The following is a 13,500-nucleotide window of genomic DNA, read 5'->3' as shown; positions in this document are numbered from 1 at the left end:
TGTTCAGAGATAATCATATGGTAGATTCTGAAGAAGAATATATTGGTTTACGTGCTTTTGAAGAACTCAGAAAAAGCGTAGAATGTTCAGATCAGACACATAAACAAGTCTTTTCAGCACTGTATGATTATTCCAAATGGATAAAACAGGTTTACTTCAGGCTTTGGGCTGCGTCAGATTGATGGACATAAACTTGTCAAAGAGAACAATCGACTTCTATGCCCATCAAAAGATGGAAGAGCTGTGAAATGATTATTACCTCCATCAGATGAGAATTAAATAATTCCAATTAACTTATTGTTTTATAATAATTTTTATTGTTAATCTATATCTTTGAACTTAGGTGGTCTGATGGCTTCCAGCTTCTCTTTCACACCATAAAATCATCTCTTCACGTATCATCTGAGGCCCATGACAGAGCCTTTGAGGTCGTAAAGAAGAGTAAGAAGAACATTCGTGCAGGTCTTGCACCATATTGTTTGGTCCCGGAGTTTGATGGTGTGATATTTTAACGAGAGTGGAAAGGAGCCTTATGGGACAGATACGTCATGAGAGCGCCACGACCACGCACGCCGTGCGAGCAGCAATACAGCGATCGCAAGCTTCGCACGCGGCGCTGAGCAGGGAGTTCGGGATCAATCCGAAAACAATTGCAAAATGGCAGAAGCGTCAAACGGTTGAGGATCAGAAGACAGGCCCCAAAGAGCCGCGCTCAACGGTTCTGTCCGCGACGGACGAAGCGATGATCGTGGCCTTTCGTCGGCACACCTTACTGCCGTTGGATGATTGCCTTTACGCATTGCAGGCCAGCATTCCTCATCTGACACGCCCGGCCCTGCATCGCTGTCTGCACGTCACGGAAAATGCACCAAAAGAAATGGATCAAAAGACAAAAATGACTTTGGCAGATATCAAAATCCCCCTAAAGGTATAATTATTTTACCACCTTCAAACGAACTATCTTCGAAATTATCAAAAGATCAATAATTATGAATTCTGAAATTTTAAAACTCATAAAAGAAAGCAAAAAAAATATATAATAAATATGAACATAAATCAAATATAGATGATATAAATATATTAAAAAAGATATTTAAAAATAAATTTAATTGTCAGTTACCAAAAGTATTGGAGGATATATGGTTATATACAAATGGTTTCTATTGTAATGGTCTTATTTTTTACAGAGTATCTATTTATAATAACTCTAATGAAAATTACATAGATTCAATAATAAATTTTAATAATTATTATTATTCAAATATTAATATAAATAAAGATTATATATTTTATGGTTACGATGATAGTATTGAGTATTATGTCTATGATAATAAACATAATTTATGGAAAAAAGCAAACATTTTTGATTTGGAAGAATTTTCAACACCTGAAGAGTTAATTATTTCTTCTTTAAAAGAACGTTTATCATAAATGTTTTATAATTTTATTATATAAGCATGACAGTGTCAAATAAAATTGGATTATGAGCGCTCATTACAGAGAAAAATATGACAAGATTCTCTACCCGGTTCCGGGTTTTACTCTCAATATTCCCAAAGGAACAAAATATCACAGTATTCTTACTTTCACTCTGACGCCAGACAAAGGACAGGAGAATGGTATCAATAAGATGTCTACTGACGAAACTATCAATAATATTGACCTATATTCTGACCTTGGACGGGACGGAGTTAATCCTGGCGAACAGAAGATAATAAATATTGATCTTCGTGAATGCTGATGAGGAAAAAGTGGCTGATATAGATCCAAAATTTGATGTGAGAAAATATATAAAAGACTATGGAGAATTAAGTTACAAAAGAGATGTTCCAAAGAGTATTTGCGAAAATTATAAGGATAAGCTCCCCGATGACCTTATTTTATTCTGGAGAGAGCACGGTATTGGTACATGGTTGAGTGGAAAATTCCAGTTTTGTATCCCTTCTGACTATTCTGAAATAGTAAATATTTTATTCTCTGGTGATCCTGAAATTATTCCAGAGAAAACTCATATAATTGGATATTCTGCATTTGGTCACCTAGTTATATGGAATGAATATTTTCAAACCTGTGAAATAAATCTTCCTTATTTAACAATGAGAATACCAAAAAGTGACTTCAATAAATTTGGTGCAACGAAATTTCATTTTAATGCTATAATAGCGGGATCTAAATTTTCAGAATTTTTTTTATATTGAACCATCTGATGATAAATATCCTTCGTTATTTGAAGAAGCCATTGATAAAATTGGCGAAGTGACTTTAGATAAATGCTATGGTTTCTTTCCGGCGCTTGCGCTTGGTGGGTCTGCCTCGGTAAAATATATTCAGATCGTTGATGCTCGGGTTCATTTTATACTACTGGCTCAGATGGGTAATTTACGTATTCTTCGCCGAAATGAGCAGCGAAATGTTGAGTTTGTCCGTAACGCTGGCGAAAAAACATCATAAAAGATAATTTATATCTCTTCATGTGTTTTGACTTTTGTTTACCCTCTACGTTAGGCTGAAGACCTGTTAATTTATTGAATTGAACGAGACGTTGTAATTCAACGGGCTTCAATGGAAAGATGCCCCCAAAGCGTATGGCCCACATAAGACTTTGTATAATCACTTCATCCGGCTGGAGCTGCCCTGCTTAAAAAGAAGCTTTTCTCCGCCATACCGGACGAACCAAAGGCGGTCTAAACGCAAAACTTCATGTCTTGTGCGATGATCAGGGGCGACCAGATATAATCGTGGGGCTCATACTTCCATGTCCGCAATTCATATCGCAGCACGTTTCATCTTATACCATTAAAGAATGAGTCCTGAGCCTGGCTGGCAAACTATAAAAATTGAAATTTTTACTGGTTATTAAATCACAACCAAAAAAATTTATTATAGTATTTTGTGTGAAAAATGGTGCCCTCAGTAGGATTTGAACCCACGACCTACCGCTTACAAGGCGGTTGCTCTACCACTGAGCTATAAGGGCACATTTGCTCTTGCGGGCGGATTAAAACTGTAATTTTGCATCTGAGTCAAGAGAGAGTTTACGCTTTATCTGAGAATTTTAAAAAATTTCGATATTGCATCCCGTTAATGACTGACGCATCAAGGGAGACTATGCCGTATTCAGAGCCAGGATCCATGTCACATTTCTCCCTGCATGACAGCCAGCGTCGTGCGACTGTTCCCTTCGTACCTCTTGACCCCGAACACATCAAAATCTACTATTGTGGACCGACAGTGTACGACCTGGCGCATATAGGTAACCTGCGGGCCATGCTAACGGCCGATGTACTGGTACGCACACTGCGTCATCTTTACCCGCGCGTGACGTTCGTACGTAACATCACCGATGTCGATGATAAAATTACCGCCCGGGCCCGCGATAATAATGAAGATATCGCAACCCTGACCGAACGCACGACACATGAGTTCCACGCTGATCTGGCTGCGATGAATGTGATTCCCCCTGATATCGAGCCACGTGCGACACATAATATTGACGAGATGCAACACCTGATAGCGCGTCTGGTTGCTCAGGGACATGCTTACGAGGCCGATGGTCATGTGTTGTTTTCGGTCGAATCATTTCCCTCTTATGGTGCCTTATCCGGGCGCAACCCTGAAGAACTGGTCGCCGGGGCACGTGTCGAGGTTGCAACCTATAAAAAACATCCGGGTGACTTTGTCCTCTGGAAGCCTTCATCCGAAGATCAGCCCGGCTGGGACAGCCCATGGGGCCGGGGACGCCCTGGCTGGCATATAGAGTGCTCAGCCATGTCACACCGCTATCTGGGTGAAAGCTTTGATATTCATGGTGGAGGATCTGACCTGATGTTCCCTCATCATGAAAATGAACGTGCACAAAGCATGTGCTGCTTTCCTGGTGGCAAGTTCGCTAATTACTGGGTGCATAATGCCATGCTTCTGGTCGAAGGCGAAAAAATGTCTAAATCACTGGGCAATTTTTTCACTATTCGCGATGTCCTGAAGCAGGCCCCGGCTGAAGCTCTGCGTCTGCTGCTGCTAAGCGCACATTACCGCTCAACACTCAACTATACGCAGGCTGGCCTTCTTGAGGCACGCAAAACGCTTGACCGTTTTTACCGGGCTCTGGCCGCTGGCCCGGTACCCCGCACAGAAGCACCCGAAGGCGTTCTTAAAGCCCTCTCCGACGATCTGAACACACCCGCTGCCATTGCTGAGCTTCATGCACTTGCCAGTAAAGCTCTGGCAGGTGACCGCACTGCCGCAGGCGCACTCAAAGCAGGTGCAGACATGCTTGGCCTGCTTAGTGAAGACCCCGAAAAATGGTTCAGGGGTGAATCCTCAGATGAGGATACCGAAATCCAGGCTCTGATTACCCTGCGTCTTGAGGCAAAAAAACAACGTGATTTTGCAAAGGCCGATGCTCTGCGTGAGCAGCTCCAGGGCATGGGTATCATACTTGAAGACACCAGAGACGGCACCGAATGGAGGCGCGCATGACCGGCCGTGACGGCGGGGCCCCTCTGGTCCCACAAGGTAACACACCGGTAGTTATTCTTGTGCGGCCACAACTGGCTGAAAATGTCGGCACAGCTGCCCGTGCCATGGCGAATGGCGGATTATTTCACATGCGCCTTGTAGCCCCGCGCGACGGCTGGCCGCAGGAACGTGCATGGCGCACTGCTTCAGGTGCAGACCGTATTCTGGATGCGGTACAGGTTTATGAAACAGTTGATGACGCTGTGGCTGACCTGCACCATGTTTATGCCACCTGCCCAAGGCCGCGCCATGTGATTAAACCGATCATGACGGCGCGCGGCGGTGCTGCTGAATTACACGCTGCAACAGGCCGGGGGCTGAAAGTTGGCCTGATGTTCGGCCCAGAACGGGCTGGGCTGGACACGGAGGACATGGCAAGAGCTGACGGGCTGATTCGTTACCCGCTTAACCCTGCGTTTATGTCACTTAACCTCGCACAGGCCGTTATGATTATGGCTTACGAATGGTGGATGATAAATGATCAGACAGATGCCCGCGAGCTGATGACGAACGAAACCCATATTGCCACCAAGGGTGAGCTTGAAAATTTTATGGGGCATCTTATCAGCGAACTGGATGAGTGCGGGTTCTGGCGCAGTGAACAAAAGCGCCCTGGCATGGTCAGAAACCTGCGTCATTTTTTCACGAGAGGGGAAGTCACAGAGCAGGAACTCAGAACCCTGCATGGTGTTGTACGCGAACTGGCAAACCGCCGCAAAACGAGCGAAAAATAGCGCTATGCCTTTTCGGGCAGGCCGTTATAAGGCCTGTCCGAAAGATGCAGGCATTAGTCAGCAGCAAGCAGCATAGTGCGTGTGCCCATAGCTGTCTTAACGTGATCTTCAAGCGCATCCGTAATTTTGTCAGCCTGTTTTGCAAAAATATGATCTGCATCAGGGAAAATACGGTAATCGACAGCAACACCTTTCTGAGTGTTGAGCTTATCAACCAGTTTATGAATGGCAGGCTCAGGTGCCATGTCATCTTTTCCGCCGGCAATCATCAGACCACCACAGGGGCAAGGTGCCAGAAAACCAAAATCATAATGTGTGGCGGGTGGCGCAACACTGATCCAGCCGGTAATTTCAGGGCGGCGCATCAGGAGCTGCATGCCAACAAAAGCACCGAAAGAATAACCGGCAATCCATAAACCACTGGCATTGGGGTTGATGCTCTGCATCCAGTCAAGGGCTGCTGCTGCATCAGAAATTTCACCAATACCACCGTCATAGCGCCCCTGTGAGCGGCCGACACCACGTGAGTTATAACGCATGACCGAAAAACCCATTTTTTCAAATGAGCGATACATAGCGTAGGTAATACGGTTATTCATTGTGCCACCGTGCAGCGGGTGCGGGTGCAGCACGAGTGCGAGAGGCGCATTGGGTTCGTTAGAGTGCAAATAGCGCCCTTCAAGGCGGCCGTCAGGACCGGCAAACATAACCTCAGGCATTAATCTTCCGTATATGCTGTGAATATACCCGGGGGCACGGTATATTCAGGTTAATTCATTGACCCCGAAATGATACGATGCCACGTTATACACTTCGGAGGAGGCAGCCTTCAGACTAGGTTACCGGGCGATAAAACCGCCCCTTACCTGCCGGTACACAAACAGACACAGGCAAAAACAGCATGCGACGTATAGTGCCGCGGCAATAAGGCGGGAGATTAAAGAGAACGGTGCTGATCGTATCTGATACACTCATCACGCCTTTACTCCTCTCTTCGCCGTTATGATAAGAACGCAGAAAATGTTTCTCTGTTGCATCACAACAGTTATTACCGCTCTGTAAGATGCGACCTACCGGGCCGGTTATAGCGTGTACGCCCCTCAGATTTCCACACAAATCGTCAGTCTTGCTGTGTTTTTGCAAGATCAGATAAAACAGCTGTCACAGCAGGAGCGTAAAAAATGGTTTCCACTTCAGCAGGCAGCCCACAGCGTCAACCCATTATCTACTTAGATGCCAATGCAACCGAACCGTTGCGCCCCGAGGCACGCGATGCTTTTCTTGAAGCGGCAGAGCTGACCGGCAACCCTTCTTCTGTGCACAGGGCCGGACGCATGGCCCGTGCTATGCTCGAACAGGCCCGTGATGACGTAGCCCAGGCTTTTGAGGTCGTCCCCCTTAACTGCATTTTTACCTCAGGCGGTACAGAAGCAAATGTTCTGGCCATGCATGGCCTGAGTGCCGGAAGACGATTCCTTGTCGGTGCGACAGAACATGATGCTGTACGCAAGGGCTTTCCTGAAGGGGCAGACGTCACCTGGCTCGCAGTTGAAAAAGACGGCACTGTAAGCCTCGCCGGACTGGAACAGGCCCTGAATGCCTCAGATACGCCAGCTTTTGTGTGCCTGATGCTGGCCAACAACGAAACCGGTGTGCTGCACCCGATTACTGATATTGCTACGTTATGCCAGCGTTATGGTGCGCATCTGCATGTAGATGGCGTGCAGGCTGCCGGACGAATAGCTTTCTCCGTCACCGCATCAGGGGTCAACAGCTTTGCTCTTTCAGGCCATAAAACCGGCGGTCCCAAAGGGGCGGGCGCTTTATTACTGGCGGGCCCTGCCCCGGGCCGGGTTCTTCCTCTGTTTGAAGGCGGCGGGCAGGAACAGGGGCGCAGGGGCGGCACACAACCTTTACCCGCAATAGCCGGCATGGCAGCAGCCCTGCGTACAGCTTTACAAACTCCGCGTAACTTAAGCCCTCTGCGCGACCGTATTGAACACGCTGCCTGTGCTGTGGGTGCTGTTGTATCAGGCGCACAGGCACCACGCCTGCATAATACATCCTCCCTCATTCTGCCTGGCCGCCTGGCGCAGGAGCAGCTTATGAGACTCGACCTTGAAGGCATTTGTGTCTCGGCCGGCTCTGCCTGTTCTTCCGGCAAAGTCGCCTTCTCTCACGTGTTGCAGGCAATGGGATTTGAAGCACAGGCCGGACAGGCCCTGCGTGTGTCACTGCCCTGGAATGTGCAGGAAGAAGATGTCACACGTTTTATTCAGGTTTATGAAAATATGGCCCGGAAAGCCGCTTCAGGGCTAAAACTTTCAACTCTGATATAACCTGAGGAACACGAGTAAAACCGTAAGGAAACAAAATGGCAGCCCTCTATCTTGATCATGCTGCCACAACGCCATGTGACCCAGGCGTGATGGACGTCATGCAGGCAGCATTGCTACATGACAACGGCAACCCCCACAGCACCCTGCATGAAAGCGGCAGACGTGCCTCCACCCTGGTTGAAGAGGCCCGGCAGCATGTTGCACGTCTGATTGGTGCCGACACCAGAGAAATTATTTTTACGTCCGGTGCGACAGAAGCCAATAATATGGCCATTAAAGGAGCCGCTCGCTATCTGGCCTCACAGAAAAACCCGCGAAAGCGTATTATTACAGCTGCCACTGAGCATAAATGTGTCATTGAAAGTGTGCTTGACCTGGCCGCTGAGGGGTTTGAACCTGTTATTCTGCCAGTTGGCACTGACGGCCGCCTGGCCCCTGACACGCTGGCCCGCGCTCTGGAGGTCCCCACAGCTCTCGTCTCACTGATGGGTGCCAATAATGAAACCGGGGTACTGCATGACTACGCTACCCTGGCCCCTCTGGTAAAACAGGCGGGCGCACTTCTTCACGCTGACCTTGCACAGACAGCCGGAAAAATTTCCTTTGATGTTAACAAATATGGTCTGTCTCTGGCATCACTCTCCTCACATAAAATCTACGGCCCCAAAGGCGCAGGAGCTCTTTATGTAAGGCGCAGGCCGCGTGTACGGATTATGCCGCTTTTTTCAGGTGGCGGACAGGAACGCGGCATGCGCTCAGGCACGTTACCTGGTTTTTTACTGGCTGGCTTTGGAGAGGCCTGCCGCATTGCCCTGCACCGCCAGGAGCAGGACGCGGCACATCTCTCACATTTACATGCTGTCGCCATGAAAACCTTTGCCTCATTACTACCTGAGGCACAGCTCAACGCTGAAGCAGCACCACGTCTGCCCGGTATTTTCAGCGTCCGCCTTCCCCCCGGCATCAGTGCGCTGCATGTCTTGGAAACCGCAAAAGGAGTCGAAGCCTCTCTCGGCTCAGCCTGCTCATCAGCAGATCTGGCCCCTTCTTACGTGCTTGAAGCCATGGGTTTAACACATGAAGAAGCGGGAAGAAGCTTGCGTCTCTCCCCCGGACGCTTTACCTCAACAGCCGAGGTGGAAAATGCCATCAGGCTACTGGCACAGGCTACCCACAAAACAGGTACGCACAAGCGTATCTGAAGTGTAATCATAACGCGTCAGAGTGACAGCGCGTAGCAACAAAATACTGGCAGGACACTAAAACAAATGCCCCATATGATGTTTATCGAACAGGACGGAACTGAGCACAAAGTTGATGCACCGGTTGGTCTTTCTGTGCTGGAAATTGCACATAAACATGATATTGATCTTGAGGGGGCCTGTGAAGGATCACTGGCCTGCGCAACATGCCACGTGATTGTTGACCCCGACTGGGCCGCAAAACTCAGCACACCAACTGATGACGAAGAAGATATGCTTGACCTGGCTTTCGGACTCGAAAAAACCTCTCGTCTGGGGTGCCAGATTGTTATGACAGACGAGCTCGACGGGCTGGTTGTTCGTCTGCCTCGCAAATCCTGAGGCATTTTAATTTTAAGCAAAAGGAGGGCGCAGCCAGTGCGTATTCTTGTGGCAATGTCGGGAGGGGTGGACAGCTCAGTCGTTGCTGCCCGGCTTCAGGCAGAAGGGCACGAGGTCGTGGGTGCGACCCTGCAGCTTTACGATGCCCGCAGCGCGGCCAAAAAAGGCGCATGCTGTGCCGGTCAGGACATTCGTGACGCCCGTGCAGTTGCTGACCGGCTTGGTTTTGCACATTACGTCATTGATGCGGAAAAACGATTCCAGGATAGTGTAATCGGTCGCTTTGCTGATGCCTATGCAGCGGGTGAGACACCTGTGCCCTGCGTTGCCTGTAACCAGGGTGTAAAGTTTACTGATCTGCTTGGCCTGGCCCGTGACATTGGTGCTGAGGCAATGGCAACCGGCCATTATGTACGTCGTGTTGAAGGCCCCCATGGGGCTGAGCTGCACCGCCCAGTAGACAGTGCACGTGATCAGTCATGGTTTTTATTTGCAACCACCCGTGATCAGCTTGATTTTCTGCGCTTCCCGCTGGGTGACATGCCCGATAAAGCCGCAGTGAGAGCTGAGGCTGAACGCTATGGCCTCGTTGTTGCCGGCAAGCCTGACAGCCAGGACCTGTGCTTTGTCAATGACGGCTCCTACGTTGATCTGGTTGAACGTATGCGCCCGGAAATGGCTGGCCCCGGTGAAATTGTTGACAGCCAGGGCAAAATCGTTGGTGAACATGATGGCGTTATGCGTTTTACCGTTGGCCAGAGCAAAAGACTGGGCAATGCCGCCTGGCTTGACGGGCAGCGGCAGATGGTCGTGGGCGTAGAGCCAGGCAAACGCCGCGTTATTATTGGCCCGCGTGCACACTCTTATGTCGAATCTCTGCTTGTCAGAGATGTAAACTGGCTGGTTGATGCACCACCTGAGGGCATTGAATGTGCTGTGCAGATGCGCGCACGCGAAGTGCCCCGAGCCGCACGTATCAGGCCTGTACCTCAGGGCGCTCTGGTACAGCTTGAAGAACCTGCTATGCCCGCCCCGGGCCAGGCCTGCGTATTCTACCAGGGAACACGTATTCTTGGTGGCGGGTTTATCTGCCGCACTGAAACCGAATCTGCTGCCTGAAGGAAAAAAGAGATGACACAGGGACGTCTGGTTATTGGTACACAGCGCTACTCCTCCTGGTCGCTGCGGGGGTGGCTGGTCGTAAAACTGGCCGGGCTCTCTGTCGATATCGAGGTCGTCCCCCTGAAAGGCGGGGGGCAGACAATTGCCCTCAAAAGCCTGTCACCCAATGGCTGCGTACCCTATCTTGAGCATAATGGTATTCAGGTCTGGGATTCTCTCTCCATCGCAGAATACTGCGCTGAAGCTGAGCCTTCTCTCTGGCCGGCAAACCGGGCAGCCCGTGCGCTGGCCCGCTCAGTCAGTGCCGAAATGCATTCGGGCTTTAAAGGTGTGCGCTCATCTTTACCGATGAACCTCGGCCGGCACGATAAAAAACTCAGCACACCACCAGATGAAGAGCTGATTAAAGACATAACCCGCATTGATCAGATATGGACACAGTGCCGTAACCAGCATGGTCAGAGCGGCCCTTATCTGTTTGGCGCACAGTTTGGTATTGCTGATGCGATGTTTGCCCCTGTTATCTCCCGCTTTCTGTCTTATGGTGTGACAGAACTATCAGAAACCTCCAAAGCCTATATGCAGGCCGTCAGACAGCACCCGCTGATGCAGCAATGGTATGATGAAGCCGCCCGCGAACCCAAAGAATGGCAGCTTGATCGTTATGAGCAGATCGACTGACTGGCGATAAAGGCCTGATCTGTGCCGCACGAAGCTGATGCTTTACATGTTATAACGGTTCTCCCGCCCTCAGAGCGTTTTGCAGCGGGAGAAGCCGGTGCTATCGCACTACTGGTGCGACGAATGGCCACACAAACAGAAACTATTATTGGACAGCCCCCGCTCGGTGCGGCTTTTCCTGGGATTCATTTTGTTCCTGTTACACCAGCTTTTCGCCCTTACAGCCTGACCCGACGCTATGCTGTTGCCGTCGCCCGCGCTGTAAAAAAACTGAAGCCGGACCTGCTCGAGGTTCACAATCGTCCTGACCTGGCCTTGCTCTTACGCAAATTATGCCCGTCCGTGCCGGTTATGCTCCTTTTACACAATGACCCCTGCTTTATGAGGTGTGCCCGTACAACTGAAGAGCGCACTAAGCTGGCCCGCACTGTACAGGTTGTAGCTGTCTCTGAATGGATCAGGAATCGATTTCTGAGTGAGAATGTCACGGCTTCTGTCAGCATCTTACCAAACAGTATTGCTATGGCTGATATGCCACCCCGCCCGCCTGTGCGGGATAAACTCATTTTATTCGCGGGGCGCGTGGTCGCAGATAAAGGTGTTGATACTTTTGTCGCAGCCTGTCGCGACACTCTTTTAATACGCCCTGACTGGCGCGCTGAGATTATCGGAGCCGATCGTTTTGGCCCCGACTCGCCAGAAACCTCTTTCCTTGCCCGGCTCAGGCCGCAGGCGAAAGCGGCAGGCGTCTCACTTCCAGGCTATAAACCTCATGATGAAGTGCTCACAGCTATGGCCCGTGCGGCCATTGTTGTTGTGCCCAGCCGATGGGCTGAACCCTTTGGCATGGCGGCACTCGAAGCTATGGCCAGCGGTGCTGCTCTGATTGTCTCAGACAGAGGCAGCCTGCCAGCTGTTGTCGGTGAGGCAGGGTTGTACTGCAACCCTGATGACGTAAGCAGCCTGACACAATGCCTGCTGCGCCTGACAGATGACGCCCGGTTACGTCAGAGTATGGGAGAGGCAGCTCTCAAACGAGCCCGCACATTTGATGTCACAGCTATAAAGCAGCAGCGCGCAAAGCTACACCAGAGTATTTTACACAGTCAGTAAGTGCTCTGCTGATACTCTTCATTGTGCAGGCCCGCCCTGACCTGCACAATATAAAGCTCACACGTCAGCTTTCGGGAGACCACCCATCCTGGGTTAAGGCCACACCAGCCAGGTACAGGCTGCCACAAATAAGCACACGGGCAGGCTTCTGCCCTTCTGCTGCCTCAGCTTTTAATGCCTCCAGCGCCTGCACCAGCTCGGGTCCTGAACGTGCCTTACCACCTGACGCAGCAATAATGTCAGCCACAGGTAATGCCAGATGCTGTGCCGGCTCCTGGATAGCCCAGAGAGTTGTAGCGTAAGGCATAACAGGCTTCAGGAATCCGGTGGCATCCTTCGTCTGCTTCATGCCCACCAGAATATGCAGTGGCCTGTCATCCCAGTTTTGCAGTGTTTTTGCCAAAGCATGACCTGCACCAGGGTTGTGCCCGCCATCAAGCCAGACCTCCCAGTCAGCCGGAACATGCTGCGCCAGCTGCCCTGTAAGACGCTGCATGCGCGCAGGCCAGAAAACCTGCCCTACACCCTGCCAGGCTTTTTCAGGCAAAGTAAGACCCGTAGCGCGCAGCGCAGCAACTGCCAGACCTGTATTTTCAACCTGCCAGGCACCAGCAAGAGAAGGCAGTGGTAAAACAACCTCTCCCAGCGCATCAGAGTAAATAAGAGAAGTCTGGCAGGGAGATACGCCAATCTGCCACTCAACACCACGACGGTTGAGAGACGCTCCCGTCCGTAATGCTTCAGCCTCAAGCACAAGACGCACTTCGTCAGGTTGTGCACCTGTAACCGCAGGCACACCAGGTTTAAAAATACCTGCTTTTTCTGCCGCAATCGCAGCCAGAGAATTCCCCAGGAAGGCTTCATGATCCATTGAGACCGAAGTCACAATACAGGCTGCCGGCTTTTTGAGCACATTAGTCGCATCACAGCGCCCGCCCAGCCCGACCTCGATAATAGCCAGGTCAGCCGGTGTGCGTGAGAACAACAGAAAACCAGCGGCTGTCAGAACCTCAAAAACCGTAATAGGAGCACCTTCATTGACGCGCTCAATTTCTTCAAGCACGTCTGTCAGCACCGTCTCATCGACCAGCTGCCCGGCTACGCGAAAACGCTCCGTAACATGCACCAGATGAGGCGAAGTCATAACATGCACGCGCCACCCGGCAGCCTCACCAATAGCACGCAGAGTCGCGCAGGTGCTGCCTTTACCATTAGTGCCCGCAACATGAATAACCGGCGGCAAATGATCCTGCGGGTTGCCCAGTTTTTGCAAAAGATGCTCAAGCCGGCCCAGCGATAAATCAATCAGGGCCGGATACAGACGATTTAACCGCTCAAGAATAACGCCCGTGCGGCCTGTAAATTCGGCCATAGACGATGTTGACGAAGAAGAAGTCACAGTTTTGTCTG

At 50.2% G+C, this 13,500-nt stretch carries 14 protein-coding genes, 1 tRNA gene and 2 pseudogenes; 13 read left to right on the top strand and 4 right to left on the bottom strand.

Annotation, left to right across the window (positions count from 1 at the left end):
* Positions 1-17 precede the first annotated feature (17 nt).
* The 5 genes and pseudogenes from GOB58_RS02490 to GOB58_RS13025 all read left to right on the top strand — a co-directional run.
* Positions 18-182, top strand: a complete 165-nt coding sequence (locus GOB58_RS02490; protein ID WP_173559227.1) for a hypothetical protein — start codon at positions 18-20, stop codon at positions 180-182.
* Between the two features lie 350 nt (positions 183-532).
* Positions 533-850 (top strand): annotated as a pseudogene (locus GOB58_RS02485) (IS481 family transposase); the annotation flags it as partial.
* A 901-nt stretch (positions 851-1,751) separates the two neighbouring features.
* Positions 1,752-2,198, top strand: a complete 447-nt coding sequence (locus GOB58_RS02480; protein ID WP_173559226.1) for a GAD-like domain-containing protein — start codon at positions 1,752-1,754, stop codon at positions 2,196-2,198.
* Positions 2,194-2,451, top strand: coding sequence for a T6SS immunity protein Tdi1 domain-containing protein (locus GOB58_RS13315; protein ID WP_173559276.1), 258 nt, complete (start codon positions 2,194-2,196; stop codon positions 2,449-2,451). Before GOB58_RS02480 ends, GOB58_RS13315 begins: the two co-directional genes overlap by 5 nt.
* A 100-nt stretch (positions 2,452-2,551) precedes the next feature.
* Positions 2,552-2,729 (top strand): annotated as a pseudogene (locus GOB58_RS13025) (IS5/IS1182 family transposase); the annotation flags it as partial.
* Positions 2,730-2,902: 173 nt separating this feature from the next.
* Here GOB58_RS13025 and GOB58_RS02470 read toward each other — a convergent pair.
* Positions 2,903-2,977, bottom strand: a tRNA-Thr gene (locus tag GOB58_RS02470).
* Positions 2,978-3,132: 155 nt separating this feature from the next.
* Here GOB58_RS02470 and cysS point away from each other — a divergent pair.
* On the top strand, positions 3,133-4,479 hold the full coding sequence (gene cysS / locus GOB58_RS02465; protein ID WP_242005186.1) for a cysteine--tRNA ligase: 1,347 nt from the start codon (positions 3,133-3,135) through the stop codon (positions 4,477-4,479).
* Positions 4,476-5,252: an RNA methyltransferase gene (locus tag GOB58_RS02460; protein WP_173559224.1), complete on the top strand. Its 777-nt coding sequence runs from the start codon at positions 4,476-4,478 to the stop codon at positions 5,250-5,252. Before cysS ends, GOB58_RS02460 begins: the two co-directional genes overlap by 4 nt.
* Positions 5,253-5,305: 53 nt before the next feature.
* On the opposite strand, the gene GOB58_RS02455 is transcribed toward GOB58_RS02460, so the two are convergent.
* The gene (locus GOB58_RS02455) at positions 5,306-5,971 is read right to left on the bottom strand and encodes an alpha/beta hydrolase (protein ID WP_086553833.1); all 666 of its coding nucleotides are present in this window, start codon (positions 5,969-5,971) and stop codon (positions 5,306-5,308) included.
* A gap of 115 nt (positions 5,972-6,086) precedes the next feature.
* A complete protein-coding gene (locus GOB58_RS02450; RefSeq protein ID WP_173559223.1) occupies positions 6,087-6,227 on the bottom strand; it encodes a hypothetical protein in 141 nt (46 codons plus the stop codon).
* A gap of 206 nt (positions 6,228-6,433) precedes the next feature.
* Here GOB58_RS02450 and GOB58_RS02445 point away from each other — a divergent pair, with 206 nt between their 5' ends.
* The 6 genes from GOB58_RS02445 to GOB58_RS02420 all read left to right on the top strand — a co-directional run bounded on the left by GOB58_RS02445 (position 6,434) and on the right by GOB58_RS02420 (position 12,090).
* Entirely contained in the window at positions 6,434-7,591 is a 1,158-nt protein-coding gene (locus tag GOB58_RS02445) for a cysteine desulfurase family protein (RefSeq protein ID WP_173559222.1), read from the top strand.
* Positions 7,592-7,626: 35 nt separating this feature from the next.
* The gene (locus tag GOB58_RS02440) at positions 7,627-8,793 is read left to right on the top strand and encodes a cysteine desulfurase family protein (protein ID WP_173559221.1); all 1,167 of its coding nucleotides are present in this window, start codon (positions 7,627-7,629) and stop codon (positions 8,791-8,793) included.
* Between the two features lie 66 nt (positions 8,794-8,859).
* Entirely contained in the window at positions 8,860-9,174 is a 315-nt protein-coding gene (locus GOB58_RS02435) for a ferredoxin family 2Fe-2S iron-sulfur cluster binding protein (protein ID WP_086553830.1), read from the top strand.
* A gap of 36 nt (positions 9,175-9,210) precedes the next feature.
* Positions 9,211-10,293: a tRNA 2-thiouridine(34) synthase MnmA gene (gene mnmA / locus GOB58_RS02430; protein ID WP_086553829.1), complete on the top strand. Its 1,083-nt coding sequence runs from the start codon at positions 9,211-9,213 to the stop codon at positions 10,291-10,293.
* A 12-nt stretch (positions 10,294-10,305) separates the two neighbouring features.
* Complete coding sequence (locus tag GOB58_RS02425) at positions 10,306-10,977, top strand: glutathione S-transferase family protein (RefSeq protein ID WP_173559220.1); 672 nt, start codon at positions 10,306-10,308, stop codon at positions 10,975-10,977.
* A 21-nt stretch (positions 10,978-10,998) separates the two neighbouring features.
* Positions 10,999-12,090 carry a glycosyltransferase family 4 protein gene (locus GOB58_RS02420; protein WP_265792816.1) on the top strand — a complete coding sequence of 364 codons (1,092 nt, stop codon included), beginning with the start codon at positions 10,999-11,001 and terminating at the stop codon, positions 12,088-12,090.
* Positions 12,091-12,154: 64 nt separating this feature from the next.
* Here the strand turns inward: GOB58_RS02420 and GOB58_RS02415 are convergent, their stop codons facing one another.
* Complete coding sequence (locus GOB58_RS02415; protein ID WP_194299605.1) at positions 12,155-13,462, bottom strand: bifunctional folylpolyglutamate synthase/dihydrofolate synthase; 1,308 nt, start codon at positions 13,460-13,462, stop codon at positions 12,155-12,157.
* Positions 13,463-13,500 lie beyond the last annotated feature (38 nt).

The sequence above is a fragment of the Acetobacter thailandicus genome (assembly GCF_011516655.1).
GTDB lineage: Bacteria > Pseudomonadota > Alphaproteobacteria > Acetobacterales > Acetobacteraceae > Acetobacter > Acetobacter thailandicus.
The sequence above is the reverse complement of the archived record's forward strand: the minus strand, read 5'-3'. Positions and strand labels throughout refer to the sequence as shown.

Excerpts from the sequence above, each read along its gene's own strand:
- GOB58_RS02490 (WP_173559227.1), top strand. The coding sequence starts at position 18 with ATGGTAGATTCTGAAGAAGAATATATTGGTTTACGTGCTTTTGAAGAA.
- cysS (WP_242005186.1), top strand. The coding sequence starts at position 3,133 with ATGTCACATTTCTCCCTGCATGACAGCCAGCGTCGTGCGACTGTTCCC.
- GOB58_RS02460 (WP_173559224.1), top strand. The coding sequence starts at position 4,476 with ATGACCGGCCGTGACGGCGGGGCCCCTCTGGTCCCACAAGGTAACACA.
- GOB58_RS02455 (WP_086553833.1), bottom strand. The coding sequence starts at position 5,971 with ATGCCTGAGGTTATGTTTGCCGGTCCTGACGGCCGCCTTGAAGGGCGC.
- GOB58_RS02450 (WP_173559223.1), bottom strand. The coding sequence starts at position 6,227 with ATGAGTGTATCAGATACGATCAGCACCGTTCTCTTTAATCTCCCGCCT.
- GOB58_RS02445 (WP_173559222.1), top strand. The coding sequence starts at position 6,434 with ATGGTTTCCACTTCAGCAGGCAGCCCACAGCGTCAACCCATTATCTAC.
- GOB58_RS02440 (WP_173559221.1), top strand. The coding sequence starts at position 7,627 with ATGGCAGCCCTCTATCTTGATCATGCTGCCACAACGCCATGTGACCCA.
- GOB58_RS02435 (WP_086553830.1), top strand. The coding sequence starts at position 8,860 with ATGCCCCATATGATGTTTATCGAACAGGACGGAACTGAGCACAAAGTT.
- GOB58_RS02425 (WP_173559220.1), top strand. The coding sequence starts at position 10,306 with ATGACACAGGGACGTCTGGTTATTGGTACACAGCGCTACTCCTCCTGG.
- GOB58_RS02415 (WP_194299605.1), bottom strand. The coding sequence starts at position 13,462 with ATGGCCGAATTTACAGGCCGCACGGGCGTTATTCTTGAGCGGTTAAAT.